This is a genomic window from Savagea faecisuis (assembly GCF_042675605.1).
GTDB classification, from domain to species: Bacteria; Bacillota; Bacilli; order Bacillales_A; family Planococcaceae; genus Savagea; species Savagea faecisuis.
This window is the reverse complement of the sequence record NZ_JBHTJF010000034.1, coordinates 33,919-60,721: the sequence shown is the minus strand read 5'-3', so window position 1 is coordinate 60,721 and position 26,803 is coordinate 33,919. Positions and strand designations below refer to the sequence as shown.

At 40.9% G+C, this 26,803-nt stretch carries 26 protein-coding genes; 25 read left to right on the top strand and 1 reads right to left on the bottom strand.

Annotation, left to right across the window (positions count from 1 at the left end):
* Positions 1 to 125 precede the first annotated feature (125 nt).
* The 8 genes from ACFQ0V_RS09655 (at position 126) to ACFQ0V_RS09620 (ending at position 7,871) form a co-directional block, all read left to right on the top strand.
* Complete coding sequence (locus ACFQ0V_RS09655; RefSeq protein ID WP_381012780.1) at positions 126 to 1,871, top strand: ABC transporter ATP-binding protein; 1,746 nt, start codon at positions 126 to 128, stop codon at positions 1,869 to 1,871.
* Positions 1,872 to 2,032: 161 nt separating this feature from the next.
* Positions 2,033 to 2,833: an alpha/beta fold hydrolase gene (locus ACFQ0V_RS09650; protein ID WP_381012777.1), complete on the top strand. Its 801-nt coding sequence runs from the start codon at positions 2,033 to 2,035 to the stop codon at positions 2,831 to 2,833.
* A 52-nt stretch (positions 2,834 to 2,885) separates the two neighbouring features.
* The gene (locus ACFQ0V_RS09645; RefSeq protein ID WP_381012774.1) at positions 2,886 to 3,815 is read left to right on the top strand and encodes a manganese-dependent inorganic pyrophosphatase; all 930 of its coding nucleotides are present in this window, start codon (positions 2,886 to 2,888) and stop codon (positions 3,813 to 3,815) included.
* Between the two features lie 121 nt (positions 3,816 to 3,936).
* Positions 3,937 to 4,575 carry a class I SAM-dependent methyltransferase gene (locus tag ACFQ0V_RS09640; protein ID WP_381012772.1) on the top strand — a complete coding sequence of 213 codons (639 nt, stop codon included), beginning with the start codon at positions 3,937 to 3,939 and terminating at the stop codon, positions 4,573 to 4,575.
* Positions 4,572 to 5,039: an S-ribosylhomocysteine lyase gene (locus ACFQ0V_RS09635; protein ID WP_381012769.1), complete on the top strand. Its 468-nt coding sequence runs from the start codon at positions 4,572 to 4,574 to the stop codon at positions 5,037 to 5,039. Before ACFQ0V_RS09640 ends, ACFQ0V_RS09635 begins: the two co-directional genes overlap by 4 nt.
* Before the next feature lie 16 nt (positions 5,040 to 5,055).
* Positions 5,056 to 5,952 carry a PLP-dependent cysteine synthase family protein gene (locus tag ACFQ0V_RS09630; protein WP_381012767.1) on the top strand — a complete coding sequence of 299 codons (897 nt, stop codon included), beginning with the start codon at positions 5,056 to 5,058 and terminating at the stop codon, positions 5,950 to 5,952.
* A 5-nt stretch (positions 5,953 to 5,957) separates the two neighbouring features.
* On the top strand, positions 5,958 to 7,094 hold the full coding sequence (locus ACFQ0V_RS09625) for a bifunctional cystathionine gamma-lyase/homocysteine desulfhydrase (RefSeq protein ID WP_381012764.1): 1,137 nt from the start codon (positions 5,958 to 5,960) through the stop codon (positions 7,092 to 7,094).
* A 66-nt stretch (positions 7,095 to 7,160) separates the two neighbouring features.
* Entirely contained in the window at positions 7,161 to 7,871 is a 711-nt protein-coding gene (locus ACFQ0V_RS09620; RefSeq protein ID WP_381012762.1) for a DsbA family oxidoreductase, read from the top strand.
* 290 nt (positions 7,872 to 8,161) lie between these two features.
* Here ACFQ0V_RS09620 and ACFQ0V_RS09615 read toward each other — a convergent pair whose 3' ends face one another.
* Positions 8,162 to 8,683, bottom strand: coding sequence for a YceI family protein (locus ACFQ0V_RS09615; protein WP_381012761.1), 522 nt, complete (start codon positions 8,681 to 8,683; stop codon positions 8,162 to 8,164).
* A 257-nt stretch (positions 8,684 to 8,940) separates the two neighbouring features.
* Between ACFQ0V_RS09615 and murB the strand changes: the two genes are divergently transcribed.
* From murB to ACFQ0V_RS09530, 17 genes are all read left to right on the top strand, one after another.
* Entirely contained in the window at positions 8,941 to 9,849 is a 909-nt protein-coding gene (gene murB, locus ACFQ0V_RS09610; RefSeq protein WP_381012758.1) for a UDP-N-acetylmuramate dehydrogenase, read from the top strand.
* 206 nt (positions 9,850 to 10,055) lie between these two features.
* Complete coding sequence (locus ACFQ0V_RS09605) at positions 10,056 to 11,528, top strand: potassium/proton antiporter (protein WP_381012755.1); 1,473 nt, start codon at positions 10,056 to 10,058, stop codon at positions 11,526 to 11,528.
* A 166-nt stretch (positions 11,529 to 11,694) separates the two neighbouring features.
* On the top strand, positions 11,695 to 12,045 hold the full coding sequence (locus ACFQ0V_RS09600) for an ArsR/SmtB family transcription factor (RefSeq protein ID WP_381012753.1): 351 nt from the start codon (positions 11,695 to 11,697) through the stop codon (positions 12,043 to 12,045).
* Between the two features lies 1 nt (position 12,046).
* On the top strand, positions 12,047 to 14,170 hold the full coding sequence (locus ACFQ0V_RS09595; RefSeq protein ID WP_381012750.1) for a heavy metal translocating P-type ATPase: 2,124 nt from the start codon (positions 12,047 to 12,049) through the stop codon (positions 14,168 to 14,170).
* Positions 14,171 to 14,194: 24 nt separating this feature from the next.
* Entirely contained in the window at positions 14,195 to 15,301 is a 1,107-nt protein-coding gene (locus ACFQ0V_RS09590; protein ID WP_381012747.1) for a GNAT family N-acetyltransferase, read from the top strand.
* A 133-nt stretch (positions 15,302 to 15,434) separates the two neighbouring features.
* Positions 15,435 to 15,851, top strand: a complete 417-nt coding sequence (mntR, locus tag ACFQ0V_RS09585; RefSeq protein ID WP_381012744.1) for a transcriptional regulator MntR — start codon at positions 15,435 to 15,437, stop codon at positions 15,849 to 15,851.
* A gap of 5 nt (positions 15,852 to 15,856) precedes the next feature.
* A complete protein-coding gene (locus ACFQ0V_RS09580; RefSeq protein WP_381012741.1) occupies positions 15,857 to 16,714 on the top strand; it encodes a CvfB family protein in 858 nt (285 codons plus the stop codon).
* Positions 16,715 to 16,774: 60 nt separating this feature from the next.
* Positions 16,775 to 17,668, top strand: coding sequence for a DUF1002 domain-containing protein (locus ACFQ0V_RS09575; protein WP_381012738.1), 894 nt, complete (start codon positions 16,775 to 16,777; stop codon positions 17,666 to 17,668).
* Between the two features lie 18 nt (positions 17,669 to 17,686).
* Positions 17,687 to 17,971: a GNAT family N-acetyltransferase gene (locus ACFQ0V_RS09570; RefSeq protein ID WP_381012735.1), complete on the top strand. Its 285-nt coding sequence runs from the start codon at positions 17,687 to 17,689 to the stop codon at positions 17,969 to 17,971.
* 58 nt (positions 17,972 to 18,029) lie between these two features.
* On the top strand, positions 18,030 to 18,521 hold the full coding sequence (locus ACFQ0V_RS09565) for a DUF4064 domain-containing protein (protein WP_381012733.1): 492 nt from the start codon (positions 18,030 to 18,032) through the stop codon (positions 18,519 to 18,521).
* 223 nt (positions 18,522 to 18,744) lie between these two features.
* A complete protein-coding gene (locus tag ACFQ0V_RS09560; protein WP_381012730.1) occupies positions 18,745 to 19,110 on the top strand; it encodes a hypothetical protein in 366 nt (121 codons plus the stop codon).
* Between the two features lie 31 nt (positions 19,111 to 19,141).
* On the top strand, positions 19,142 to 19,924 hold the full coding sequence (locus tag ACFQ0V_RS09555) for a helix-turn-helix domain-containing protein (RefSeq protein WP_381012727.1): 783 nt from the start codon (positions 19,142 to 19,144) through the stop codon (positions 19,922 to 19,924).
* A gap of 601 nt (positions 19,925 to 20,525) precedes the next feature.
* Positions 20,526 to 21,314, top strand: coding sequence for a membrane protein insertase YidC (gene yidC / locus ACFQ0V_RS09550; protein ID WP_381012724.1), 789 nt, complete (start codon positions 20,526 to 20,528; stop codon positions 21,312 to 21,314).
* A gap of 274 nt (positions 21,315 to 21,588) precedes the next feature.
* Positions 21,589 to 22,737 (top strand): acyl-CoA dehydrogenase family protein, encoded by a 1,149-nt coding sequence (locus tag ACFQ0V_RS09545; protein ID WP_381012722.1) that lies wholly within the window; start codon positions 21,589 to 21,591, stop codon positions 22,735 to 22,737.
* Positions 22,738 to 22,772: 35 nt separating this feature from the next.
* Positions 22,773 to 24,257 carry a class I adenylate-forming enzyme family protein gene (locus ACFQ0V_RS09540; protein WP_381012719.1) on the top strand — a complete coding sequence of 495 codons (1,485 nt, stop codon included), beginning with the start codon at positions 22,773 to 22,775 and terminating at the stop codon, positions 24,255 to 24,257.
* Between the two features lie 48 nt (positions 24,258 to 24,305).
* Positions 24,306 to 25,433: a TRAP transporter substrate-binding protein DctP gene (gene dctP, locus ACFQ0V_RS09535; RefSeq protein ID WP_381012716.1), complete on the top strand. Its 1,128-nt coding sequence runs from the start codon at positions 24,306 to 24,308 to the stop codon at positions 25,431 to 25,433.
* 60 nt (positions 25,434 to 25,493) lie between these two features.
* Positions 25,494 to 26,801: a TRAP transporter large permease gene (locus tag ACFQ0V_RS09530; RefSeq protein WP_381012713.1), complete on the top strand. Its 1,308-nt coding sequence runs from the start codon at positions 25,494 to 25,496 to the stop codon at positions 26,799 to 26,801.
* Positions 26,802 to 26,803 lie beyond the last annotated feature (2 nt).

Below are 26,803 nucleotides of genomic sequence, written 5' to 3'. Positions count from 1 at the left end.
TCTTTTCGTAAAGCCGTTTATCGCTTACAATGAAAAGATGAGTCATGTTGGAAACTGGAGAAAACAACGAAAAAAATGAAATATTTCACCATTTTCTCAAGGAAGTTCAATAAAATGAACGGACAATGGAGGAGAGAACAATCGAACAACAAACGAAACAAACGATGACGACGAAACAGTTTTTCAAGTTTTTAAAAACATTACATTGGCCGAAGCTCATTTTAGCGAGCGCTTTAACATTAGCGGTCTTTCAAACGCTCGCTTCTTTAGCAGTGCCACTGTTGACGAAAGGTCTCGTCGATTCATTTAGTACCGCTTCTTTCACATGGGGGACGGTCGGCGTACTCGTCGCACTCTTTCTCATCCAAGCGATCGCAGGTGGAATTTCTTATTACTTACTCGCCTACATTGGTGAAACGGTCGTTGCGGATTTAAGAGGGAAGCTGTGGCATCATGTGCTTCGTTTGCCCATCCCTTATTATGACGAAACGGAAACGGGCGAAACGATGAGTCGGATTACGCAAGATACGACCGTGTTAAAAGCGCTCGTGACCGATCATCTCGTTTCGTTCATAACAGGGATGATTTCAATCGTCGGAGCGGTCGGAATTTTATTATATTTGGACTGGAAAATGACGCTCATTATGTTAATTAGCGTACCCGTCAGCTTGCTCATTATGGTGCCACTCGGAAGAATGATGCGTAAAGTAGCGCGCGCCACTCAAACGGAAATGGCTAAATTTACTGGTCATTTAGGAAGAACACTCGGAGAAATTCGTCTCGTAAAGGCGTATCGAGCGGAACCGATCGAAGAGAAAAAAGGGACAGAAGCGATTCAATCACTCTTTCAATACGGTTTGAAAGAAGCGCGCATTCAAGCGGTCGTCTCACCTTTAATGATGATGACGATGATGGGCATGTTGATCGTCATATTCGGTTACGGTGGTGCACAAGTGGCACAAGGGAATTTATCCGCAGGAACATTAGTGGCGATTTTGTTTTTACTATTTCAAATTATGATGCCGTTTGGCCAATTGGCGCATTTTTTCACCGCTTTACAAAAAGCACTTGGCGCAACGGAACGTATTCAAACGATTTTAACTTTGGAAGACGAACGTGCAGAAGGTGGAAATGTTGCGGAACATGGTGACCTTGCTTTCGATCACGTATCGTTTGCATATAATGAAGAGAAACGAATTTTACAAGATGTATCATTCGTCATCCCTCAAGGGACAATTGCTGCCTTTGTCGGTCCAAGTGGTGGAGGTAAGACGACGACGTTTTCTCTTATCGAGCGTTTTTATGAGCCGACATCAGGCGTAGTGACGTATGGTGGTCAGCCTATTGACGCGATGGAGTTAAAACAGTGGAGAAGTAAAATTGGTTACGTTTCTCAAGAAAGTCCATTAATGAATGGAACGATTACCGATAATATTGTGTATGGATTTAGCGAAGAAATAGATAAGCAAGCAGTGATCGAAGCGGCAAAAGCAGCGAACGCTTTAGAGTTTATCGAAAAATTACCGCAAGGGTTCGACACATTCGTCGGAGAGCGCGGCATGAAATTGTCAGGTGGGCAACGTCAACGAATCGCTATTGCGCGAGCTCTTTTACATGACCCGGACATTTTACTGTTAGACGAGGCGACATCGAACTTAGACAGTGGCTCGGAAGCGCACGTTCAAGAAGCGCTACATCATTTAATGCAAGGGCGCACAACGTTGATGATCGCTCACCGTTTATCGACGATCACGCATGCGGATCAATTAATTTTCATTGAAGATGGCCAAGTGTCAGGACGTGGAACACACGAGCAATTGTATGCGAGTCACGAAAAATATCGCGCGTATGCACAAGGGCAAGGTTTATAGAACGAGCGAATAAAGTTGAAACTACATGTTATTTTTTAGTATAATAAAAAGAGGTGCATCGTAAATTTACATGCATATCTCTTTTTATTTTTTTACTATATTAAAAAAGCGTAGCACGTTACAAAAATGGGTATAGGAAACAAAAAGGAAGGGTGAACGTTTTGCTACACTATCGTACATATGAAGCAGGTCCCGACGCGCCATGGGTTACATTTGTTCATGGAGCGGGAGGAAGCTCATCAATATGGCATAAACAAATACGCGAATTTCGAAAAGAACATAATGTGTTGCTCGTCGATTTAAGAGGACATGGGAAGTCAGAACAAGGACAATGGCAGAAGGGCGATACATTTTTAGATGTATCGAATGAAGTCGTTGAAGTATTAGATGAATTAAATATCGAGTCGACACATATTATCGGTATGTCACTCGGAACAATCATTGCACAAACGATGGCAGACCATCATCCAGAACGTATTAAATCGCTTATTTTAGGTGGAGCGATTATTCGTCTCGATATTCGAACGAAAGTGCTCTTATGGATCGGACGTGCAACGAAGCGAATCATTCCTTATATGACCTTGTATAAGTTATTTGCATATATCATTATGCCTCGAAAAGAACATGAACATTCCCGTCTCGTTTTCGTCAATGAGGCGAAAAAAATGTGTCAAAAAGAATTTGTGAAATGGCTCTCTTTAACGCGAGTTATCAATCCATATTTATCTAATTTACAAGCATCCACAACTCATATACCAACACTGTTTCTGATGGGTGACGAAGACTATTTGTTCATTCCGCCAGTTGAAGAAGTCGTGCGTCGATATGACACATTTGAATTTATTCCGATTAAAAAATCAGGTCATGTTTGCAATATCGATCAACCGGAACAATTCAATGAGTACTCAATTAATTACATCGCAAGAATCGAACAACAATATAAAGAAAAAGAAGCGATATAAATCTCAAATTTGTGCTAAAATGATGGCATGAATAACAAGGAGGAAATACAGAATGGAGAAAGTACTCGTCATCGGGCATAAAAACCCGGATACAGATTCAATTATGTCAGCGCTTGCTTATGCACATTTAAAGCGTGAACTCGGCATGGATGCAGAAGCAGTTCGCTTAGGTGAAGTGTCGAAAGAAACACAATACGGTTTAGACTATTTCAAAGTAGAGGCGCCACGTCTCATTGAAAAGGCGAAGCCAGAAGTAGAGAAAGTTATTTTAGTAGATCATAACGAACGTCAACAGTCAGTCGATGATATCGATGACGTTCAAATTATTGAAGTGATTGACCATCACCGAATCGCGAACTTTGAAACAGCGGGCCCACTTTACTATCGTGCAGAGCCAGTCGGCTGTTCAGCGACAATCATTAAAAAAATTTACGCTGAAAACAATGTAGACATTCCGAAAGATATTGCGGGGTTAATGGTTTCGGCAATCGTTTCAGATTCTTTATTGTTTAAATCACCGACATTTACAGAAGAAGATCGTACAGCAGCGATGGAACTTGCGGAGATTGCAGGTGTGGATATCGAAGCGTACGGTTTAGAAATGTTGAAAGCAGGAGCGGACTTAAGCGACAAAACAGCAGCTCAACTCGTCGGACTTGATTCGAAAGAATTTGGCATGGGCGATTACAAAGTAGAAGTTGCGCAAGTAAACGCTGTTGACTTAAACGATATGTTAACGCGTCAATCTGAAATCGAAGAAGCGATGCGTGCCGTTTTAGAAAATAAACAGCTCGATTTATTCGTTTTCGTAACGACAGATATTTTAAATAGTAACTCTGTCGCAATTGCAGTTGGCGAACAAGCTTCAGCTGTAGAGCGTGCTTTCAATGTCACACTTGAAAACAATCGCGCACTCTTAGAAGGTGTCGTATCACGTAAAAAACAAATCATCCCACAATTAACAGATGCGATGAAAGCATAAAATTTAAAATCGAACCTACTGTCCTATCAAGGATGGTAGGTTTTTTCTTTTCATTGTCTTTTTGAAAAAGGCATGTTATAGTTTAATTCATATTAAACAAGTAGGAATAGAGGGATAAAGAATGGAAGTTGATTTTACAACACTTTTTGACGAGTGGTCTGCTCATTATGACGCGACAGTTTTTGGAGAAGATGAACAGTATCGAGAAGTGTTTGAACGATACGAAGAAATTTTAGATTTTGTTGCGGAGCGCGCCTTTGGCAAAATTGTGGAATTTGGTGTCGGAACGGGAAACTTGTCCGATCGCTTACAACAATCTGGTCAATTAATAGTAGGAATTGAACCATCTCAAGAAATGCGAGCGATTGCCGAACGAAAATTGCCCAATTTAACGATACAAGACGGACATTTTTTAAACTATGAATTGTCTGAACGAGTAGATTCAATAGTAAGTACGTACGCCTTTCACCATTTAACAGATGAGGAGAAAGAGCGCGCAATTTATAAATTTGCACGCAACTTGCGTCCAGGTGGGAAAGTGATTTTTGCAGATACGATGTTCGTAGCTGATGAGGCGTTCGCGAAAACGATTGAACGCGCAGAACAACGTGGCTATGACCGTCTCGCCGCAGATTTGAAAAGCGAGTTTTATCCAACGATTCCCGTCCTTCAATCATTATTCGAAAAAGGCGGATTTACGACACGATTTACACAAATGAATCATTATGTTTGGGTAGTAGAAGCGACAAAAGGAGAATGAATATGACGAAAAAGATGAATGTCGAAAGTTTTAATTTGGATCATACGAAAGTGAAAGCTCCATATATTCGATTAGCGAGTGTTATTGATGGCACGCATGGTGACGTCATTTATAAATATGACTTGCGTTTTAAACAGCCAAATAAAGAACATATGGACATGCCTGCCGTCCATTCACTCGAACATTTAATGGCGGAATTGAGCCGTAATTATAGTGAACAAATTGTTGACTTAAGTCCGATGGGATGTCAAACGGGTTATTATTTATCCGTTTTGAATGAATCGGATGAAGAAGCAGTGTTTCAACTTGTCGAAAACGTCTTGCAAGATGTGTTAAACGCGACAGAAGTGCCCGCTTGTAATGAAGTGCAGTGCGGATGGGCAGCGAGCCATAGTTTAGAAGGAGCGAAAGAGTTAGCGGAAGACATGTTAGCACATCGCGACGAGTGGCATGAAATATTTTAAGTAGAGGGATGACTGTATGATTTATCAATCAGCGATACAATTAATCGGCGATACGCCACTCTATCAATTTAAGCATCCGAATGTTCAACTTTATGCGAAGTTAGAAAATCAAAACATCGGAGGAAGCGTGAAAGATCGCCTCGGGTATCACTTAATTGAACGTGCTTTACAAGAAGGCCTTATTCAACAAGGAGATACGGTTGTAGAGCCAACTGCAGGAAATACAGGAATTGGGCTGGCAATCGCAGCGCAACATTTCGGAGTGGAATTAATCGTGACAGTGCCAGCGAAATTCAGCATTGAAAAACAACAGCTCATGCGCGCACTCGGTGCTAAAGTAATTGAAACGAGCGAAGATGAAGGAATGGACGGGGCGATTACAAGAGCAGAGAAACTCGTCTCAAAAGGAATCGCACAATATATGCCGAATCAATTTGATAATGAATGGAATCCAGAAGCTTACGTTGGATTAGCGGATGAACTCATGCGTGATATTAATGGCAATATTGATGTCCTCATTGCGGGGGGCGGTTCAGGTGGTACACTCGTCGGAGTAGCTCGTCGCTTGAGAGAATATAACCCGAATCTTAAAACAGTACTCGTGCAACCGGTCGGAGCGACATTAGAAGGGCATCCGGAAGCTCCTTACGCTATCGAAGGGATTGGCATGTCTTGCTATTCTACATTTATCAATCCCGATGAAATTAATAAGATAAGTTGGGTAAGCGACGAAGAAGCTTTTCAAGCGACTCGTTATCTTGCGCGTCATCACAGTTTATTGCTCGGCAGTTCATCAGGAGCCGCCTATGTCGCGATGCAAAGAGAAGCTGAACAAGCAGAGCGCAATCAGAATATCGTCACGATTTTTCCAGACCGAATCGAACGTTATTTACAATCAAATGTATTGGAGTGAACAATATGAGAAAAAAGACAGCTTTAATTCACGGGGGACGTGCAGTCGATGAAGCGACAGGTGCCTTATCATTACCAATCGTTCAAGCGAGCACATTTCGTCAACGTTCCATCGGTGATTTTGAATATGAATATGCACGTACAGGGAATCCGACGCGTGAGGGAGTGGAGTTATTAATTGCCGAACTTGAACAGGGGGATAGAGGTTTCGCTTTCGCTTCAGGGATGGCAGCTATTACAGCGGTGATGGATCTGTTTGAAGCAGGAGACCATTTATTGCTTTCTGAAGATGTTTACGGCGGGACGTATCGTCTGATGACTCAAATTTTAAGCCGTCATCAAATCGATATAACTTTTGTCGATACGACAAATAAAGAAGAAGTGGAACGTGCTATTCAAGAGAACACGAAGGCGATCTTCATTGAAACGCCGACGAATCCTTTATTGAAAATTACATCGTTACCGACGATTGCAGAAATTGCGAAAAAGGCTAATCTATTACTAATCGTCGATAATACGTTTAGCACACCTTATTTCCAAAACCCAATCGAGCATGGTGCGGACATTGTCGTACATAGTGCGACGAAATATTTAGGAGGGCATAGCGACGTCGTAGCAGGTTTAGTCGTCACGAAAGGACGTGCGCTAGGGGAAAGATTGCATTACATTCAAAATGCGACAGGAGGCGTTCTCGCTCCTCACGACAGTTGGTTACTCATCCGCGGTATGAAAACGCTCGGCGTTCGTATGGAAGAGATTGAACGCTCCGCTCAAAAAATTGCGCAATACTTACATCATCACGAGCGAGTGGAAAAAGTGTACTATCCTGGATTTTCGACGCATCCTGGGCATTTAACTCATCAAGCACAAGCTTCAGGATATGGCGGAATGATTTCTTTCGTTGTTAAAGGAGAAGAAGAAGCGAAAGCAGTCGTTGAAAACGTTCGTTATTTTACATTAGCGGAAAGTTTAGGAGCGGTTGAAAGTTTAATTTCAGTACCCGCAAAAATGACTCACGCTTCTATTCCGAAAGAGCGCCGTCATGAAATCGGAATTGCAGATGGTTTAGTGCGTCTTTCTGTCGGTCTAGAAGATGTGGAAGACTTGCTTGAAGACTTAGCACATGCGCTGCAATTTGCATAAAAGCAGAAAAGTTGTTTCTTAAAAACTTCCTCTTTATGATGGACAATAGAGAGGAAGTGTTTTTTTATGAAAATTGAAGTATGGTCAGATTTCGTATGCCCATTTTGCTATATTGGGAAGCGACGTCTTGAAGAAGCGTTAAAAATGTCACCTTATGGCGATCAAGTAACGGTCGAATATAAAGCGTATGAGCTTGACCCGACAGCGCCAGCGAGCACAGATGAGAAATATCATGAAAGCTTAGCGCGTAAATACGGGAAAAGTGAAGAAGAAGCGCTCGGCATGATGGAAAATATGGCAGCGCAAGCGAAAACAGTTGGGCTTGACTACAACTTAGACGCTCTAACGCCAGCGAATACATTTAAAGCACATCGTTTAGCGAAATTCGCGAAAACGAAAGGGCTCGATATCGAATTTACAGAGCGCGTACTTCGTGCATATTTCATCGAAGGTCAAAAAATTGGTCTCGATGAAGTACTCATTCCACTTGCGACAGAAGTCGGTCTCGACGAAGCGGAAGTGAAAGAAGTATTAAGCTCAAACGCATTCGAAGAAGAAGTGCGTACGGATATTGCAGAAGCAGCTCAAGTAGGTGTGCGCGGTGTTCCTTTCTTCGTCATGGATCGCAAATATGCGATGTCAGGCGGACAACCAGCGGAAGTATTCGCACAAGCAATCGAAAAAGTAGCACAAGAAGCAGGTCTTCAACCAACTCTCCAAGTTTTAGGAGATGAAGATGCAGGCGGTATGTGTGCAGACGGAAAATGTGAAATTTAAAACGACAAAAGGCTAAGATTAACTCTTAAACAAACTCAAAAAACGCACGGAGTCAAAAGTCATTTTTGATTCCGTGCGTTTTCTATCTTCATTTAGCTGTAAACTAAATAAAGTCGATTCACTTTTAAAGTAAATAAAAGTGAATCGACTTTGTAGAGGTGGTTTTATCCGAACCTCCATTTAAAGTTACGTAAGCTTACGTTTGCATTCGCTAGAATGAATCGAATTGTAGAATGTCTATTCACTAGAGCGTTTAGTCATTCAAAGTTTACGATGATTCGGCGTTTGCATTATTGTTCTTGTGCTTCGAAGTCAACAGAGATGGAAACGGTATTGCCGACCATGACACCACCTGTTTCAAGTGCTTGTTGCCATGTTAAACCGTAATCTTGACGATTGATTTCAGTCGATGCATGGAAGCCTGCAATTCGGCCATTTTCACCTTGTGCTACACCTTCGCGTACTGCGTGGAAAGTAACTTTCCCTGTCACATCTTTTATCGTCATTTCTCCGATAATGTTAAAGTGATTTGCCTTTGTTTGCTCGATTGTCGTTGATTTGAACGTAATTTGTGGATACTTTTCGACATCGAAGAAATCTGCGCTTTTTAAGTGACCATCTCGTTGTTCTTGGTTCGTATTAATCGAGTTCGTTTCGATTGTAAAATGAATCGTTGCATTTTCGAAATCTTCAACGTCCCCATCAATTTCCCCTTGAAACTCGTTGAACTGACCTCTCACTTTCGAAATCATTAAATGTCGTACTGAAAAGTCTACTGACGTATGCGCCGGATCGATTACCCATTTTGTCATTGTGATTCCTCCCATTTTGAAAATTTCTTTCTATATAACAATTACCCTTTATCGCAAAAGATTAAACAAAAATATCTCTCGAATTCCGATGAATATTTCTTGTAAAAAGTTTGCCGACAATCCATAATTAAGAATAGGATGAATCATATTGCACTTACGCCTCATGAAGAAACAGCACGCTTTTTTCACGGATTACTGTTTCTTTTTTTGCGCGCGCATAAACAAAAGTTATTGAAGGTGAAAGGATTTGGCTAACTATGTATCAAAGTAAAGTAGAAGAATTGAGAGGGCTCATTTCTAAAGGAACGGTTTTACAAGATGAGCACTTACATAAATATACGAAAACTGCCCTCGGAGGAGCGGCGGATTTATTTGTCATGCCCCAAACGATTGAAGAATGTCAAGCCGTTGTCAAATATGCTTTTGAAAATGACATTCCTTTATTGCTACTAGGAAATGGTTCGAATATGGTCGTTCGCGATGGAGGCGTGCGGGGCATCGTTTTACATCTTGCAAAGCTCAATGCGATTGAGGTGAAAGGGACAGACATTTATGCAGAAGCAGGAGCGCATTTGATCGATGTTTCTAAAATGGCAGCGACTCACAGTTTAACAGGGTTTGAATTTGCTTGTGGTATCCCAGGGTCGATCGGTGGAGGCATGATGATGAATGCTGGTGCTTACGGAGGAGAGATGAAAGATATCGTCGTTTCTGTCCAAGTACTGACGAAATCTGGTGAATTGCTCACTTTGACGAAAGATGAGCTACAGCTCGGCTACCGTACGAGCATTATCCAGACAGAAGGTTACTACGTCATGTCGGCACTCTTTTCATTAGAAGTTGGCGTTCAAGCAGAAATTGATGAGAAAGTAGCGGATTTAACACATCAACGTGAATCGAAACAACCGCTGGAATATCCGTCTGCAGGAAGTGTGTTTAAGCGCCCACCTGGTCACTTCGCAGGGAAACTTATTCAAGATAGTGGTTTGCAAGGAAAAGGGTTTGGCGGTGCTGAAGTATCGACGAAACATGCTGGATTTATCGTCAATAAAAACAATGCGACAGCGACAGATTATGTCAACACGATTCGCATGGTGCGCGAAGAGGTGAAGCGTCGCTACGGTATTGAATTAGAATTAGAAGTAAGAATTGTTGGTGAAGAGTAGGCTCTGATGGACAAAGAGATAGAATACGCGGGATGACCGCGATTTCATCACGAGTGTAACCTCACGAATAGGTAGAGAAGACAACCTGTTTTCTCAAAAAAACTAGACGAAGGAGGGAGTGATGAATTTGTTTGATTTACTGGTGTTTTACAATTTGCAGATCGTGTCCATCAGCTCTAAATCAACGAATGTCATTGCGAAACAAGATGAATGAATTTACGGTAGAAGTAGTAGTTTTATTAATTGGTTTTTTCTTATTAAGTGGCGTCTTAATGACGAAGCTCACATCGAAGGCAGGTGTTCCTGCCCTCGTACTTTTTATGATTTTAGGGATGGTGCTCGGGAGTGACATATCGGGGTTAATTTACTTCTCGGACGCTGGATTAGCTCAAACGATCGGGATGTTCGCTCTCGTCGTCATTTTATTTGAAGGGGGTCTCCAAACCGAGTGGCGTAATGTCAGGCCTGTTATTAAAGGAGCGGCTGTTTTAGCGACATTAGGGGTCGTCTTAACGACAGCCGTTTTAGCAGTCGCGATTCATTACGTTTTAGGACTCGGTTGGATTGAATCATTTTTATTAGGTTCGATTGTCGGATCGACTGACGCCGCGGCAGTATTTTCTGTCATGAGCGGTCAAAACATTAAACCGAAAATGTCCGCGACACTTGAAATGGAATCCGGATCCAACGACCCGATGGCGATGTTTTTAACCGTCGCTTTCATTCAATGGTTAACGTTAGATGATTTTGCATTCGGCAATTTAATTATTAGTTTCTTCTTACAAATGGGCCTTGGCTTATTACTTGGACTTCTCTTCGGCTGGCTCACGTCTCAATGGATGAACAAAATAAAACTCGATGCGAGTGGTCTATATGCGGTATTGTCGATCGGGTTTGCGATGGCAATATTTAGTTTGACAGCTCTCGTTGGTGGGAGTGGAATTTTAGCGGTATATGTTGCGGGAATTATGATCGGTAATCGTGAACTGAATCATAGCCACTCCATTTTACGTTTCCACGAAGGCTTTGCATGGCTCATGCAACTCGTCATGTTCGTCATTTTAGGTTTGCTCGTCTTCCCGAGCGAATTAGCGAATTGGGACTTAATTTCAAAAGGTTTAATTTTATCATTTATTTTAATGTTTATCGCAAGACCGATTGCTGTTTTCGTCGGTACTATTTTCTTCGATTACACATTTAAAGAGAAGCTCTTTCTTTCCTGGGCAGGTTTACGCGGAGCGGTACCGATCGTACTCGCGACATTCCCATTACTTGCAGGGGTAGAAAATGCATACCTTTACTTCAATATGGTCTTCTTTATCGTCATTACATCCGCCTTACTACAAGGTTCAACGATTTCGAACGTCGCACGTTGGCTCGGACTTGAAGCACCGCCATCACCGAAACGTATTCACCAATTAGAACTCGTTTCGATGGATAAGGCGAATGCGGAAATGTTGGAAGTTGAAATTTCAAACGATTCACCGTATTTAAACAGTCTCGTTCAAGATATGGACTTACCGGATGACACCGTCATTTCGGCGATTATTCGAGATGGAGAACTCGTCATGCCGACAGGGCAAACAGAGTTGTTAGAACGTGATGTCCTCTACATTTTAACGGATAAAAAACAAGTGAAAGCGTTAAAAGAAGCGATGGGCGAAGAAGTGTATGCTTAATACAAAATCGATTACTTTTCGGAGTAATCGATTTTTTTGTGTAGAAAATGTGAAATATTAGGAGGAAAGAACTCTTATTCAAATGATTGTTTGAATGTATTGCTATTTCTATAAAAAATCGATACAATACAATCAAATGAACGTTTGAATGAAAGGGAGAATATAGATGAAAGATACGTGTGATATTACGATCGTTCACGAAGAAGCAGTTCGTGACGTTCAGCAACAATTACCCGAAAATATGCTCGGTATGGTCGAGATTTTTAAAGCACTTGCGGACGAAACGCGTTTGAAAATTGCGTATGCGTTAACGATTACAGAAGAAATGTGTGTCTGTGATTTAGCGGCTGTCATCGGGGCATCAAATGCGACAGCATCTCATCACTTGCGCTACTTGCGAGATAAATCACTCGCGAAGTCAGAGAAAAAAGGAAAGATGGTGTACTACACATTAGCGGATGATCACATTCACGATTTAGTGAAAATAGCATATGAACACTCAATAGAGGAGGAATAACATGGTCGTCGCAAAAGAAGGAAAAAAAGAAGAGTTTCGACTTGAAAATTTAAACTGTGCGAGTTGTGCGATTCAATTCGAAGAAAATGTTAAAAACTTGCCGAATGTCAAAGATGTTCAAGTGAACTTCGGAGCTTCCAAATTGTCTATCGAGGGCGATGTGACAATTGAAGAATTAGAAGAAGCAGGAGCGTTTGATGGAATCAAAGTGCGTAAAGCATCTGAAAAGCGAGTATTCACTCCTCCAACGCCTTGGTATAAAAGAAAAGAAAATATCATTACGATGATTTCAGCTATTTTAGTGGCAGTAGGTTGGATTGTTTCCAGTCAACAATCACAAACAGCACCTGTCGCAGTAGGTTTATTTGCAGCTGCTATTCTCATCGGTGGTTGGAGTATTTTTAAAGTTGGATTTAAAAATTTAGCGCGTTTTGAATTTGATATTAAAACATTGATGACGATTGCAGTAATCGGTGCTGCAATCATTCAAGAGTGGAAAGAAGCAGCGGTCGTCGTCGTACTGTTCGCAATTAGTGAGGCGCTCGAAGCTTATTCGATGAATAAATCTCGCCAATCGATTCAACAGTTAATGGATATCGCACCTGCTACAGCAGTCGTGCGTCGCGGTACTGAATTCGTTGAACTAGATACAGAAGATATCGTTGTCGGTGATATATTGATTGTGAAACCAGGTCAAAAGATAGCGATGGATGGTGTCGTCTTAAAAGGGGCATCGACAGTGAATGAATCCGCAATTACAGGAGAATCAGTTCCAGCGATGAAAGGACAAGGTTCTGAAGTATTCGCAGGAACATTGAACGAAGAAGGCGCACTGGAAGTGACGGTAACGAAACTCGTCAATGATACGACAATCGCTAAAATTGTCCACCTCGTCGAAGAAGCACAAGCTGAAAAAGCTCCGAGTCAGAAGTTCGTCGACCGTTTCGCTAAATATTATACGCCAGCCATTATTATTATCGCTTTACTTGTGATGGTTGTACCACCATTAGTGACAGGTGCACCATGGGTGGAATGGATTTATCTTGGATTAGCAGTTCTCGTCGTCGGTTGTCCTTGTGCTCTCGTCATTTCAACCCCTGTGGCGATTGTGACAGCAATTGGTAACGCAGCACGTCAAGGCGTTTTAATTAAAGGTGGCGTACATTTAGAAGAAACAGGACATATTCAAGCGATTGCATTTGATAAAACAGGGACGCTCACGAAAGGGTATCCGGAAGTGACGGATTTCGTCGTTGTGGAAGAAGATGAAGCATTACCTGTTTTAGAAGCGGTCGTTGCAGTAGAAGGAATGTCGCAGCACCCGTTAGCTCGTGCAATCGTCACGTACGGTGGAGAGCGTGAAGTGCATCGTGAAGAAGCTCAAAATTTCCAATCGGTCACAGGAAAAGGCGCTTATGCGACATATAAAGGAGCAAATGTTGCGATCGGAAGTATTCAATGGGCGACAGAATTAGCGGATGTTCCAACTGACTATTTAGAGCGTGCTACAATGCTTCAAGCAGAAGGAAAATCAGTGATGGCAATTGTCATCGATGACGTATTTAAAGGATTGATCGCAGTAGCGGATCCAGTACGTGAAGAAAGTGCTGAAGTCATTCGTAAATTGAAAGACATTGGTGTCGCTCATACGGTCATGTTAACAGGGGATCATGAAGTGACAGCACAAGCGATTGCTTCTAATATCGGAATGACGGACGTGCGTGCGAGCTTAATGCCAGAAGATAAACTGACAGCGATCAAAGAGCTTCAACAAAAGTACGGAAAAGTCGCGATGATCGGTGACGGCATTAACGATGCGCCAGCACTTGCGACTGCAGACGTCGGAATCGCAATGGGAGGAGCAGGAACAGATACTGCTCTTGAAACAGCGGACGTCGCACTCATGGCTGATGACCTTGAAAAACTACCGTATACAATGAAGCTAAGCCGTAAAACATTACGCATCATTAAAGAAAATATCGGTTTCGCACTCGGCTTAAAAATCATCGCTTTATTGCTCGTTATCCCAGGTTGGTTGACGTTATGGATCGCCATTTTCGCAGACATGGGTGCTACTTTACTTGTCGTTCTAAATTCGTTACGATTGTTAAAAGTGCAAGATTAACTGAAGCGCAAAAGGAGTGTTCGTATGCGTTTGGACGAATGGACAATAGAAGAAGTAGAACAATTAATACACTTTATGACGACGAATACGTGGCCATATCATGCGGAGAGTGATCCTGAACGTAAGTTGATTGAAAAGACTGTACAAGAGGGTGGCTATGAATCGGATGATGTGAAAACGTTTTGGGTCGTCAATGATGATGAACAAAAAGTCGGAATCGTGAAGCTTTACGACTTGTTAGATGATATGCCATTTTTCGATTTACGTATTGCAGACGAACATCGTCGTAAAGGATACGGTCCTGAAGCGCTGCGCCTCTTGACGAAATATGTTTTTGAATTACCGACGAAAAAAATCCGTTTAGAAGGTCATACGCGCCAAGATAATTTAGCGATGCGTAAAACATTTGAACGAGCAGGTTTTGTCAAAGAAGCGCACTTGCGTAACTCGTGGTTTTCACCGAAAGAAAATCGTTATTACGATGCGGTCACTTACGGAATGACGCGCGAAGATTACAAATCGAATCAAACACCCGCAGTCATTTGGGGTTCAGACAATCAAAAGACGGGGAAGACAGGCATCCCCCTCTGTATTCCAGAACAATTTGAATCGGAACGATTAATTATTCGTGCCCCTCGTTTAGAAGATATTGACGCAGTATTCGAATCGACATTTTCATCATATGATGATTTGAAGCAATGGATGCCGTGGGCGCAAACCCGTCCTACTCGAGAAAGTACAGAGGACAGTATTCGCCAAGCGATCGCGAAATTTACGACGCGTGAAGATTTACGCCTTCATATTTTCTTGAAAGAAACGGGAGAGTTCATTGGAAGTTCTGGCTTACATCGCATTCGTTGGGACATTCCACGCTTTGAAATCGGCTATTGGCTTGATCAAAGATTCCAAGGTTTCGGTTACATGACAGAAGCGGTTGAACGCATTACACGTTTTGCATTCGAGAAATTGTACGCACGACGTGTAGAAATTCGCTGTGATGAAAATAATAGCCCGAGCCGCAAAATTGCAGAACGTCTCGATTTTGAATTAGAAGGTGTTTTAAAACAAGATGATTTAACGGCGGACGGCACACATTTACGAAATACGTGCATTTATGCTAAGGTTGAATGAATTGAAGCGCTCATGCGAGTTCCTACTCCCATGAGCGCTTTCTATTCGGTAATTGCAAGTTGTCAATTGACGAGATAGTTGGCATAATAAAAGAATAGTGTCGAACGATAGACATACTGGAGGTGGACGACAGATGGCAACACCAGGTATGGAAGATTACCTCGAACAAATTTATTTGCAGTTGGAAATGCGTGGAGAAGCTCGTGTTTCAGATGTAGCTGACGCGCTAGACGTGCTCCCGTCTTCTGTGACGAAGATGGCGCAACGATTAGATAAAGAAGGCTATGTCATTTACGAACGTTATCGTGGATTGGAATTGACTGAAAAGGGAAAAGTGTTCGGAAAAAAATTAGTGAAGCGTCATGAATTACTCGAACAATTTTTACGAATTATCGGGGTCAATGAAGAATACATTTACAATGATGTTGAAGGAATTGAACATCATTTGAGCTGGAACGCAATCGACCGTATTACAGATTTAGTACGTGCGATTGAAGAGACACCAAGTTTTACAGATAAACTCGAACAAATTCGAGCAGAAGAAGGATGAGAAGTATGACAACAATACAAGCAGGTACAATCGTTACAGGGACAGTCAGTGCACAAGAAGGTTCACGATGGGTTATCGAAGTGAATAATGAAGAAATTTTAATGAACGAATCGGATGCTTTAGAACCTGTAGAAGTCGGGCAAGAAGTGGACGTATTCGTTTATTTAAACCGCCGAGAACAATTGATTGCGACGACGATTTTACCGAATATGTCAATCGGTACATATGGCTATGCGACCGTTTTACGCTCAGAACGTTCAGAAGGTGTATTCGTCGATATCGGTTCAACGATTGAAGTGCTCGTCGACCGTACAGACTTACCGAAGTTTGAAGCATTATGGCCGAAAAAAGGCGATCAGCTATACATGACTTTACGTACGGATAAGGGTGGTACGATTTATGGACGTTTGGCGACGGAAGACCGCGTTCAAGAACAGATTGAGTTAGCTCCTGAAGAATTGTTCAATGCGGATTTAAAAGCGCGTCCTTATCGCTTACTACCTGTCGGAACATTTCTTCTCACAGAAGATCCGATGTACCGTATTTTCGTGCACGAAACAGAGCGCGAAAAAGAACCGCGTCTCGGAGAACTCGTCGACGTACGTATCATTAAAGTAAAGGAAGACGGCACGATGAACGGCTCATTGCTTCCACGTAAAGAAGAGCGCTTAGATGATGATGCTGATCAAATTTATATGTATTTAACGAGTGTAGGTGGCGAAATGCCATTTACCGACCGCTCAGCACCTGAAGAAATTCAAGATCGTTTCGACATGAGTAAAGGTGCGTTTAAACGAGCGCTCGGTCGTCTTATGAAAAAAGGTTTAATCGAACAATCGGATGGTTGGACGAAGAAAAAATAACGAATTTGCAACTTTTCTTATCGGACAAACGTTTTAACGATAACGAGGAGGAAGAAAATAATGAATAAAAAATTCGTTTTACTCAGTTTTATATCTATATTGCTCTTATCGATTTGGCTACCTCAAACCGCACAGGCAGTGGAGCCAATCGATGAGAAATTAGGAGTGCCGATCGTTGCACTCGGAGCGAACTTGTCAGAAGATGAAAAAGCGAATGTATTAAACAAGCTCAACGTATCAGCGGGCGATGATTATGAACAAGTGACGGTGACAGGTCAAGACTTAATTAAATACATTCCGAACGGGAATGGCAATGCGCGTATGTTCTCATCAGCAAAAATTACACGTCTCGATGAAGGGAAAGGGTTGACGGTTGAAATCGTCACACCTGAAAACATTACACAAGTGACGCGCGATATGTATGCGACAGCGATTTTAACGGCAGGCGTGGAAGATGCGAAAGTAGAAGTCGCAGCACCGAAAGCTGTAACAGGTCATTCAGCGCTCGTCGGCATTTACAAAGCGTATGAAGACGCAGGAGGTACGCTCGATATCGAACGTACAAATGTAGCGAACGATGAACTGTCGGTAGCGACAAAGCTTGCAGAACAATCGAACGTTAATAAAGATGAAGTAGCGCAACTGTTAACAGAAATTAAAAAACAAATTGCTGAACAAGCGCCAGCGACGAAAGAAGATGTCGAACGAATCGTCAATGAACAGTTGAGCAAGTTCAAAATTGAATTGAGCGAAGAAGATCGTCAATTACTCATTGATTTAATGGATCGTATTCGTAGTCTCGATATCGACTTTTCAAAGCTTTCAGACCAAATGACAGACCTTGCGAATAAGTTAAAAGATAAAATTGGAAGCATCGATCCTGGATTTTGGGAGAGTGTAAAGCAGTTTTTTGCAGATATTTTTGATAAAATAAAATCATGGTTTAAATCTTAACTAGAGAGGGTGGCAGAAATGGAATTTGAATTTGTTGATTTAGGTGGGGAATCTTACGCTTTCGTTAATGAACAAGACGGCGAAGAACTGGCAAAAATTACGTGGACGATGTTAGGTGATGTCATGGCGATGGACCATACATTCGTTTCAGAAAAACTTCGTGGTCAAGGGGTTGCGAAACAATTGTTAGACCGCGCAGCAGAGTACGCACGTGAGCAAGAGTATAAGATGGAACCTGTTTGTTCTTACGTCGTTACAGCATTCGAGCGTTATTCAGAATACGATGATGTAAAAACATCATAAATGAAAAGCTACAAGCCTATTTTTTAGCTTGTAGCTTTTTCTATGAGAGGTGAAAAAGATGAAACGTACAGTAGAAAGAGTATTAGCGATCATTAGTGCAATTTTAATTGGACTCGGCATTTTAATAATAGTTTTCTTAACCGTAGGCATGGGTGCACTGTTTAAAATGGACGAATTTAAAGCAGAATTAGTACAAGATTTAATGGAAGATCCACAACTCACATTGACAGAAGATGAAGTAGTCGCTGTTCTTCAGTTATTTGAAAGTTTTATTTCATTCGGTTGGGTTTTCGTTATTATCGGGGCGATCGCACTCGTCTTAGCGATTGTAGGAGCCGTACAAGTAGGGAATCCAGCAAAGGTGAAAGCAGCAGGAGTGATGTTTATTTTAGGTGGTATTATGGCAGGTGTTATCACTTTACCTTCTATTTTACTTTACATTGCTGCAGGAATGGCGTTTATTCGAAAGCCACTTGTACCTGACCAAACATTTCGCCCGTTACACGACGTGCAAGGAGATTTAAGCAATCAACCTCCTGAACAAAAATAATAATGAAAAAACACTTTTCCAACCATTGAGGAAAAGTGTTTTTTATATGCGTTTTAATTAGTATATTGTTAAGATTAACTTCATTATTTTCTGCTATTGTTTTTAAATATTGTTCATCTTATGTCTAAATTTTGAAAAAAATAAAAGAAAATCATCAAAAAAGGTTTGAAAACGAAAAAAAAGGCAATACATACTGTACAAAAATTATCGGAGGTCGATATATATGGGTAAGAAGTTAAAAGGTTTAGCAGTTACAGCGATTGCGGCAGGAGCATATGCGTACTTTAAAGATCCGGCGAATCGTGAAAAAGCACAACAATTTGTACAAGATACGAAAGAAAAAGTAGAGTCATTTATCGAACAGAAAAAAACAGAGTATACGAATGGCTCGGAAGTGGAACAGACATCATCACATCATGAAGATTTGGAAAAGAAAGCGGGCAACCCAGATCCTTATGACACAGCAGATAATGAAATGGTAAGTGAAGGTGCTCAAACGAGTGTTCAATACTACGGTCAAGAAGTAGAAGACGATGCGGATGCTAATGCTGACGGTCTGTACCACAAACATTTAAAAGAAGAAAGCTAATTGAATTGTAAGAGGTTGAGGGGTGAACATAATGAATGAACGTGTAGAGAGAGATGTAAAATGGATGGAGATATTACCGTCAACTCCATCTTATGAAAATATGAATACTTTTATGAACTGGCAACAATTTTATCGTGTAGAAGAAGCGTTTATTTCAGACTTAGAACGTTTTAATGAGCGTTTAGCGCATGATCAATTAGGTCAATTAATTGATTTCATCCAAAACAATCAAGAAGGAGAGCTTTGTGTTAAAAACTATTTAATATCAATGTCAGGTCTTGTAACACGTAGACTTGTACATAAGCGTCTAGATCCTTCTGAAGCATTTTCTTTCAATGTAGTATGTGATTCCATTATTGAACAAAAACTAGCTGAAGATAATGCTTATGAAATCGCAGGTGAACTAATTGAATTTTACATGTATGTATTGCGCGAACGCGAACCGGCTCAATTGATGCACGAAACAGTAAATGCAGTCATCGATTACATTGATAGTCATTTATTAGAGTTTTTAACAGTCGAAGGAATCGCTGACCGTTTTAAAGTGAGCACGAGTCATTTATCTCGTATTTTCCGTGAACATACTGGTGTGACACTTGTTGAATATATTAATATTCGTAAAGTAGAAGAAGCGCAATATTATTTACGTTTTTCTACGAAACGCATTTCAGAAATCTCGGAAGAATTTCATTTCTGCAACCAAAGCTATTTCACACGTATTTTTAAAAAATATACAGGTGAAACACCAAGACGTTTCAGAAATAGTTTAAGTCGAAATTTCTTTAAATATGAAATAACGCCACAAGTTATTTAATGAGTCAAACTGAGAGTCTAAGACTACTCAGTTTTTTCTTTATAGGAGAAAAAACTAAAATAAAACTTCATGCAAACATAATAGAATGAGATTGTGAATTAATAATGAAGTATGTCGACGTAAAAATAAAATATTGAGCATAGACAAAAATATAAAAGATGTGAACTACCCACCACTTAACTTCGTTTGAAGTGGGGGCTTCTCGCTTCCACGAACATAGCTTGCAAGCAAGTCTTATGTGTTCTCCACGAGCGTGAATTCGGGGCATTCCAACCCTACTGATACGCAATGTTTTTAGTACCTTGGATATTTTACGCATACGAGGGGCTTGGTTTTCGCTCTTATTTCCGTATGCAACTCCATATATCCAGTTGTCAAAGAACATTATGTCTATATTTTACCAAATTCTTTGGCTAAAGCCAACCGAAATTCATCTCCCACCTACTCATTGGTGCTATTCGCACCTTCACACTCCTTGAGGATGGGAGACTTCTTTCGGAAAGTCGTTAAAGAAAATCACCGGAATGAAAGAGAACGTTTGTAATTGGTGTTCAACATAAGGTATACTTTTCAGTAGTTCAAAATGATGAAGGTGAATTGATTGAAGAAAAAAATTAATTTGTTATTTATGTTGTCTATGCTGACATTTGTCCTCGCAGGGTGTCAGAGCGTCGAGCAAAAGACAGGATTTTTCTACAAAGTGTTTGTTAAACCGATGGAAGGTTTGCTCACATTTTTCGGTACACAGTTTAACGATTACGGATTAGCGATCATCGTCATTACATTGATTATCCGTTTCCTCCTCATGCCACTCATGTTGAAAAACTACAAGTCACAGCAAGAGATGAAAGTGAAGATGGATAAGCTTCGTCCTGAGATGGAAGAGATTCAGAAGAAATTAAAGGAAGCGAAAGCAGAAGGCAATCAAGAAGAGATGATGAAGCTTCAACAAGAAATGATGGGCTTATATTCGAAACATGGTGTCAACCCACTCAATATGGGATGTTTACCATTACTTATTCAAATGCCAATCATCATGGGGCTTTATTTCGCAATTTTGTACTCAAAAGACGTTCAATCGCATGAGTTTTTATGGTTCACACTTGGAGATGTTGACTACATCATGATGGTGCTTGCAGGTCTCGTATACTTCGTACAAGCGCGTGTGTCTTTATGGACGATGCCAGAACAGCAGAAACAACAGATGAAGTTCATGGTATATATGTCGCCTATTATGATCATGGTCATTTCAAGTCAAGTGATGGCTGCACTTCCTTTATACTGGACAATCGGTGGTATTATCCTTATTTTCCAAACGTATTTAGGCCGTAAATTTTATTACAAAGAAGTAGTAGAAGAAAATGCAGATGCAACAAGTATTCAAAAGTAAATGATTTTAAAACTTGCATAAAATTTATGCAAGTTTTTTTATGTTTATTTTTTAAACGAGAGTCAAAAAGTTATCGTAAGAAATATAGAAATATTGAGAAATAAGTTTAAAGGCGTCATTTCTGATGTTTAAAGGCGTAAAAATTAAGTTTTAAATATAATATATGATTAAATTAAATTTAAACAACGTTCAAATTTTGTTGATTTCTATGTAAGCGTTTGCTAAAATGAGAACAATTCAATTTTGAACAAGTGATGAAAAGGGGTTGGAGTAAATGAGAGCAAGTTATTTAACAGATGAACATGAAATGTTCCGAGATGCATTGCGCAAAATGTTAGAGAAAGAAGCTTATCCGTACTTTGAACAATGGGAAGCGGACCGTGATATTCCGAGAGAGTTTTGGTTAAAGTTAGGGGAGAATGGTTTTTTACTCCCTTGGGTGGAAGAACAGTACGGAGGATTAGGTCTTGATTTTTCATATTCTGTTATTTTAACGGAAGAATTGGAGCGTGTAGGGGCAGGTCTTGCGAGTGGTATTAGTTTACACTCTGATATTGTAAGCCCTTACATTGCGACTTACGGAACAGAAGAACAAAAACAGCGTTGGTTGCCGAAAAGTGTTACGGGCGAAATGATTTCAGCTGTGGCGATGACGGAGCCAGGAACAGGGTCCGACCTAGCGGCAGTTCGTACGACAGCTCGACGTGAAGGGGATCATTACATTTTAAATGGAGAAAAGACATTCATTACGAACGGACTTCATGCAGACTATGTCGTCGTCGTTTGTAAAACAGATCCACAAGCAGAGCCAGCATATCGAGGGATCAGTTTGCTCGTTGTGGAAGAAGGAATGCCAGGATTTAAACGCGGGAAAAAATTAAACAAAATTGGCATGCATTCTGCGGATACAGCGGAACTCATTTTTGAAGATGTGAAAGTACCTGTGGAAAACTTATTAGGGGAAGAAGGTAGAGGCTTTTACTACTTGATGGAAAAACTTCAACAAGAGCGACTCGTCGTCGCATTAGAAGTACAAGTAGAAGCTGAAGTGATGCTTGAGTTAACGATTGACTACGTAAAAGAGCGTAAAGCGTTCGGTAGTCGTATTGCGGACTTCCAAAATACACAATTTAAATTAGCAGAAATGGCGACTGAAATCGATATGGGACGCGTTTATTTAGATCGTGTTATCGAACGTCATTTAAATGGGGAAGCGATTGTGAAAGAAGTATCGATGGCGAAATGGTGGATTAGTGAAATGGCGAAACGTGTCGCAGGCGAATGTCTCCAACTTCATGGGGGATACGGCTATATGGAAGAGTATGAAATTGCACGCCGTTACCGAGACATTCCAGTACCAGCGATTTACGCTGGAACGACAGAAGTGATGAAGATGATTATCGCAAAAGAAATACTCGCTTAAAACAAAAGGGAATGAATCATAAGGGGGAAATGAGTATGTATATGCCACAGTTAATTGGAAAACATGCGCAAGAACAGCCGACGCATCCAGCAACTTGGTGCGACGAAAGAGATTGGGATTACGCTTCTTTTTATAAGAGAATGGAAAGAGTCGGGGCTTACTTTCAACAAAAGGGATATAAAAAAGGGGATATTATCGCTTTATATGCGTTAAATTCAGACTTTTTCTTAGCGACGTATTACGGTTTACAGCTCGCAGGATTTACAGTCATGCCGATCAATACGAAGTTAGCTGCTCCAGAAGTACAGTACATTTTTGATCATTCAGAAGCAGTTGCGCTCATTTGTGACGACAAAATTAAAGAGACGATCGCATCATTACCGAACGAATTTCGTGATACGTTGTACATCGGTGGAAGCGATGAGCTCGGTCGCGTGATGGAAGATGAATCGTTGAAGCTCGAACCTGTCGATTTACAAGGAGACGACGTAGCAGTCGTCATGTATACGTCAGGGACGACAGGGAAACCGAAAGGCGTCATGTTGACGAATCAAAACATTTTATCGGTTTCTGAAATTTGGGCAGAAGCGATGGACATCGTAAAAGAAGACCGTTTATTAATTTCAACACCTCTCTTCCATTGTGCAGCGAGTCACGTATTCGTCGCACCTGTCATTTATAAAGGTGGAACGACGATTGTAGAAGAAGGTTTTTCAAAAACGTCTACGATCGATTTATTACAACGCATGGAACCGACCATTTTCTTCGGCGTACCTGCGATGTATACGATTATTTTAAATATGCCAAATATCGAAAAGCTCGATTTATCGACATTGCGTCTGTTCGCATACGGTGCAGCACCGATGCCTTACGAAGTGTTAAAACAATTGAAGCGAACGTTCCCGAAAGTGCGCGTGCAAAATATGTACGGCCAGACGGAAAACTCACCTGCTGCCACAACGTTAAAAGACGAGTACGCGCTCGATAAAATCGGTTCCGTCGGACAAGCTTTACCACAGACAGAAGTGCGTGTCGTCGGTGAACACGGTGAATCATTACCGCCAGGACTCGTCGGAGAAATTGTCGTACGAGGCCCGCAAATTATGAAAGGGTACTTGCGCAATGAGCGCGAAACAAATATGGCAATTCGAGACGGATGGCTCTATTCGGGGGATTTAGGGAGATTTGATGAAGAGGGCTTCCTTTACATCGTCGATCGGAAAAAAGACATGTTAATTCGTGGGGGCGAAAATGTTTATCCGATTGAAGTAGAAGAAGTATTGTATCAAATTCCAGAAGTGTTGGAAGCTGCAGTAGTCGGTGTGCCACATCCCGTATACGGAGAAGTACCGAAAGCGTTCGTCGTATTGAAAGAAGGCAAACAATCGACAGAAGAAGCAATTTTAAATTATTGCGGTGAACAACTTGCCAAATATAAAATTCCAGCAGAAGTCGAGTTTATGGAGGAATTACCGCGTAACGCTTCCGGTAAAGTATTGAAACATACATTGAGAAGCTAACGTGTGAAATATTCAAATACAAAGGGACATTATAAAGGGGGATATGTTATGAAAGGTTTTCGTTGGATTGCGTTATTGCTCGCTAGTTTGTTCATGTTAGCTGCTTGTGGAGGGGAAAGTGAATCTGGGGGTTCCGCAAGCGGGAATGATGGCAAAGCATTAAAACTTCGAGCTTCTTCTGGTGTACCAGATAAACATTTCTGGCATCGCGGCCTATTTGAACCATTAACGACGACGGTTTCAGAAGAGACGGATGGACAAGTGCAATTCGAAGTATTTACAGCAGGGGAGCTCGTCAGTTTGGGCAATGAGATGGATGCATTAACTTCCGGATCGATTGATGTCGCATTAACATTAATGCCACCGTATGATCCACAACGTTTTCCATATTCAGAAGTCGTAATGTTACCACTTCTTGAATCAGATGCGATTATTGCAGCGGAAGCGATGGGGAAGTTAATGAAAAGTGATCAAGAAATTAAAGATGGGAAGACGTATTACGAATTAGAATACACGGATAAAGGGCTCGTCGCTTTTTCGACGCCTGTTACAGAACCATATTTATTTTCAACAACGAAACATAAATTCGATAACGTAGGGGAATTTAACAAAGCAATTCGCGTACGTACCGCATCGCGTGTACACGAAATGCTTGCGAAAGAGTTAGGGATTACAGGACAATCGATGCCGATTACGGATGCTTATGATGCGTTAAGTCGAAACGCCTTGGATGGTATTATTTACAACTCGCCTGATTGGATCGCGTTCGGTTTGGATGAGTTAATCAAATATTCGATTACAGGTGTAAACTTCGGACATTTTGCTGGGGCAACGGCGATGAAAGAATCGACGTGGAATAAGATGACGGAAGAACAACAAAAAATATTCACAGAAAAAGCAGATGAATATTTAATGACAGGATCACAATTAACGAATAGCGAAACAGCAGAAAATATTGCGGCAAATGAAGCAAAAGGTGGAGAAATGTTACCTTTTGACCAACTGGACCCAGAAGTACAAAAACATTTAGAAACAGCAATTGTCAACGTGTGGAAAGTATGGATTGATGATTTAGAATCACAAGGCCATGCTGGAAAAGAAATCGCTCTATTGTGGAGAGACTTACTCGTTGAAGCGGGGGCACAATTGCCGACAGAAATTTTAGAGTTAAATTAAAATGGAGCATTTACGCTCCATTTTTTCTAAAAAAGTTTCTATAATAGGGGTGTGGGACAGATGGAAAATATAATTATTATCGTCTCTTTAATTGTTTTTTTGTACTTTCTCGTCATGGGGCAATATATTAGTTCAGCAATGTTATTCGTAGGGATCATCGGTATTTTTTGGATCGGTGGTATGGATTTATTAAATGGCTTTTTACGCAGTGAAGCTTTCACGAGAACTGCGAGTTACTCTTTAACGACGATTCCGCTCTATATTTTAATGGCTCAATTCATTATGCAAGCAGGAATTGTAAAAGACTTGTATAGTCTTATGTATACGCTTTCAAGAGGGCGACCAGGCGCTCTCGGCATTATGACAATCTTATTAGGAGGTTTGCTTGGGGGAGTTTCTGGATCAGGAACTGCCACATCGGCTGCCCTCGGTCAAATCGCTGTACCGGAATTAAAAAAGCGAGGATATCCGGATCATTTAGCAGGAACAATTGCGGCCTCAGCAGGTTCTTTATCTGCAATCATTCCACCGAGTGTCGTTTTAATTTTATACGGTGTCGTTGCGCAAATTTCTATCGGGAAGTTATTCACAGCAGCTTTAATTCCAGGGATTTTATTAATGGTAAGCTTCTCTATTATGACGTTGATTTATTTACATTTAAATCGTCATGAAATGAAAGAAGTATCAAAAGAATTTGTGCCAGATAATGTGCCTGTTTCTCGTTATTTAATCGTGACGATTTTAGGTTCAGCGATGGGGATTTCGATTTTTGGTGGGATTTACACAGGTGTATTTTCACCGACAGAAGCAGGAGCAGTCGGTGCATTTATCGCATTGTTAATTGCATTATTATTGAAAAAAGTAAATTTGGAATTTATTAAATCATCATTAGTCGAAACGACAAAAATTACAGTGATGGCTATGTTCATCGTCATTGGAGCTTCACTGTTTGGACGTTTTATTTCCTTGTCACTCGTTCCTCGAAAAATTATCGATTTATTAGGACCGTTACTCGATACACCAACACTCGTCATTTTAATTATTATGATTTTCTATTTCTTCTTATTTATGTTCATCGAAGGAGTAGCTGTTATTTTAATGACGGTACCGATCATCACTCCTATTCTTGATACGATTCATGCAGATCCGTTATGGTTTGGAATTATGTTAACCGTCGTTTGTACAATCGGCATGATTACACCACCGGTCGGTATTAGTGTCTATGCAGTAGGAAGTGTATCGAACATTTCAATTGAATCATTGTTCCGTACTTCAACAGTCTTTGCACTCGGTGCTTCGGTTGTTGTGATCGGGCTATTGATTGTTTATCCCGAACTTGTAACGTGGCTTCCTAATCAAATGAAGTAGAG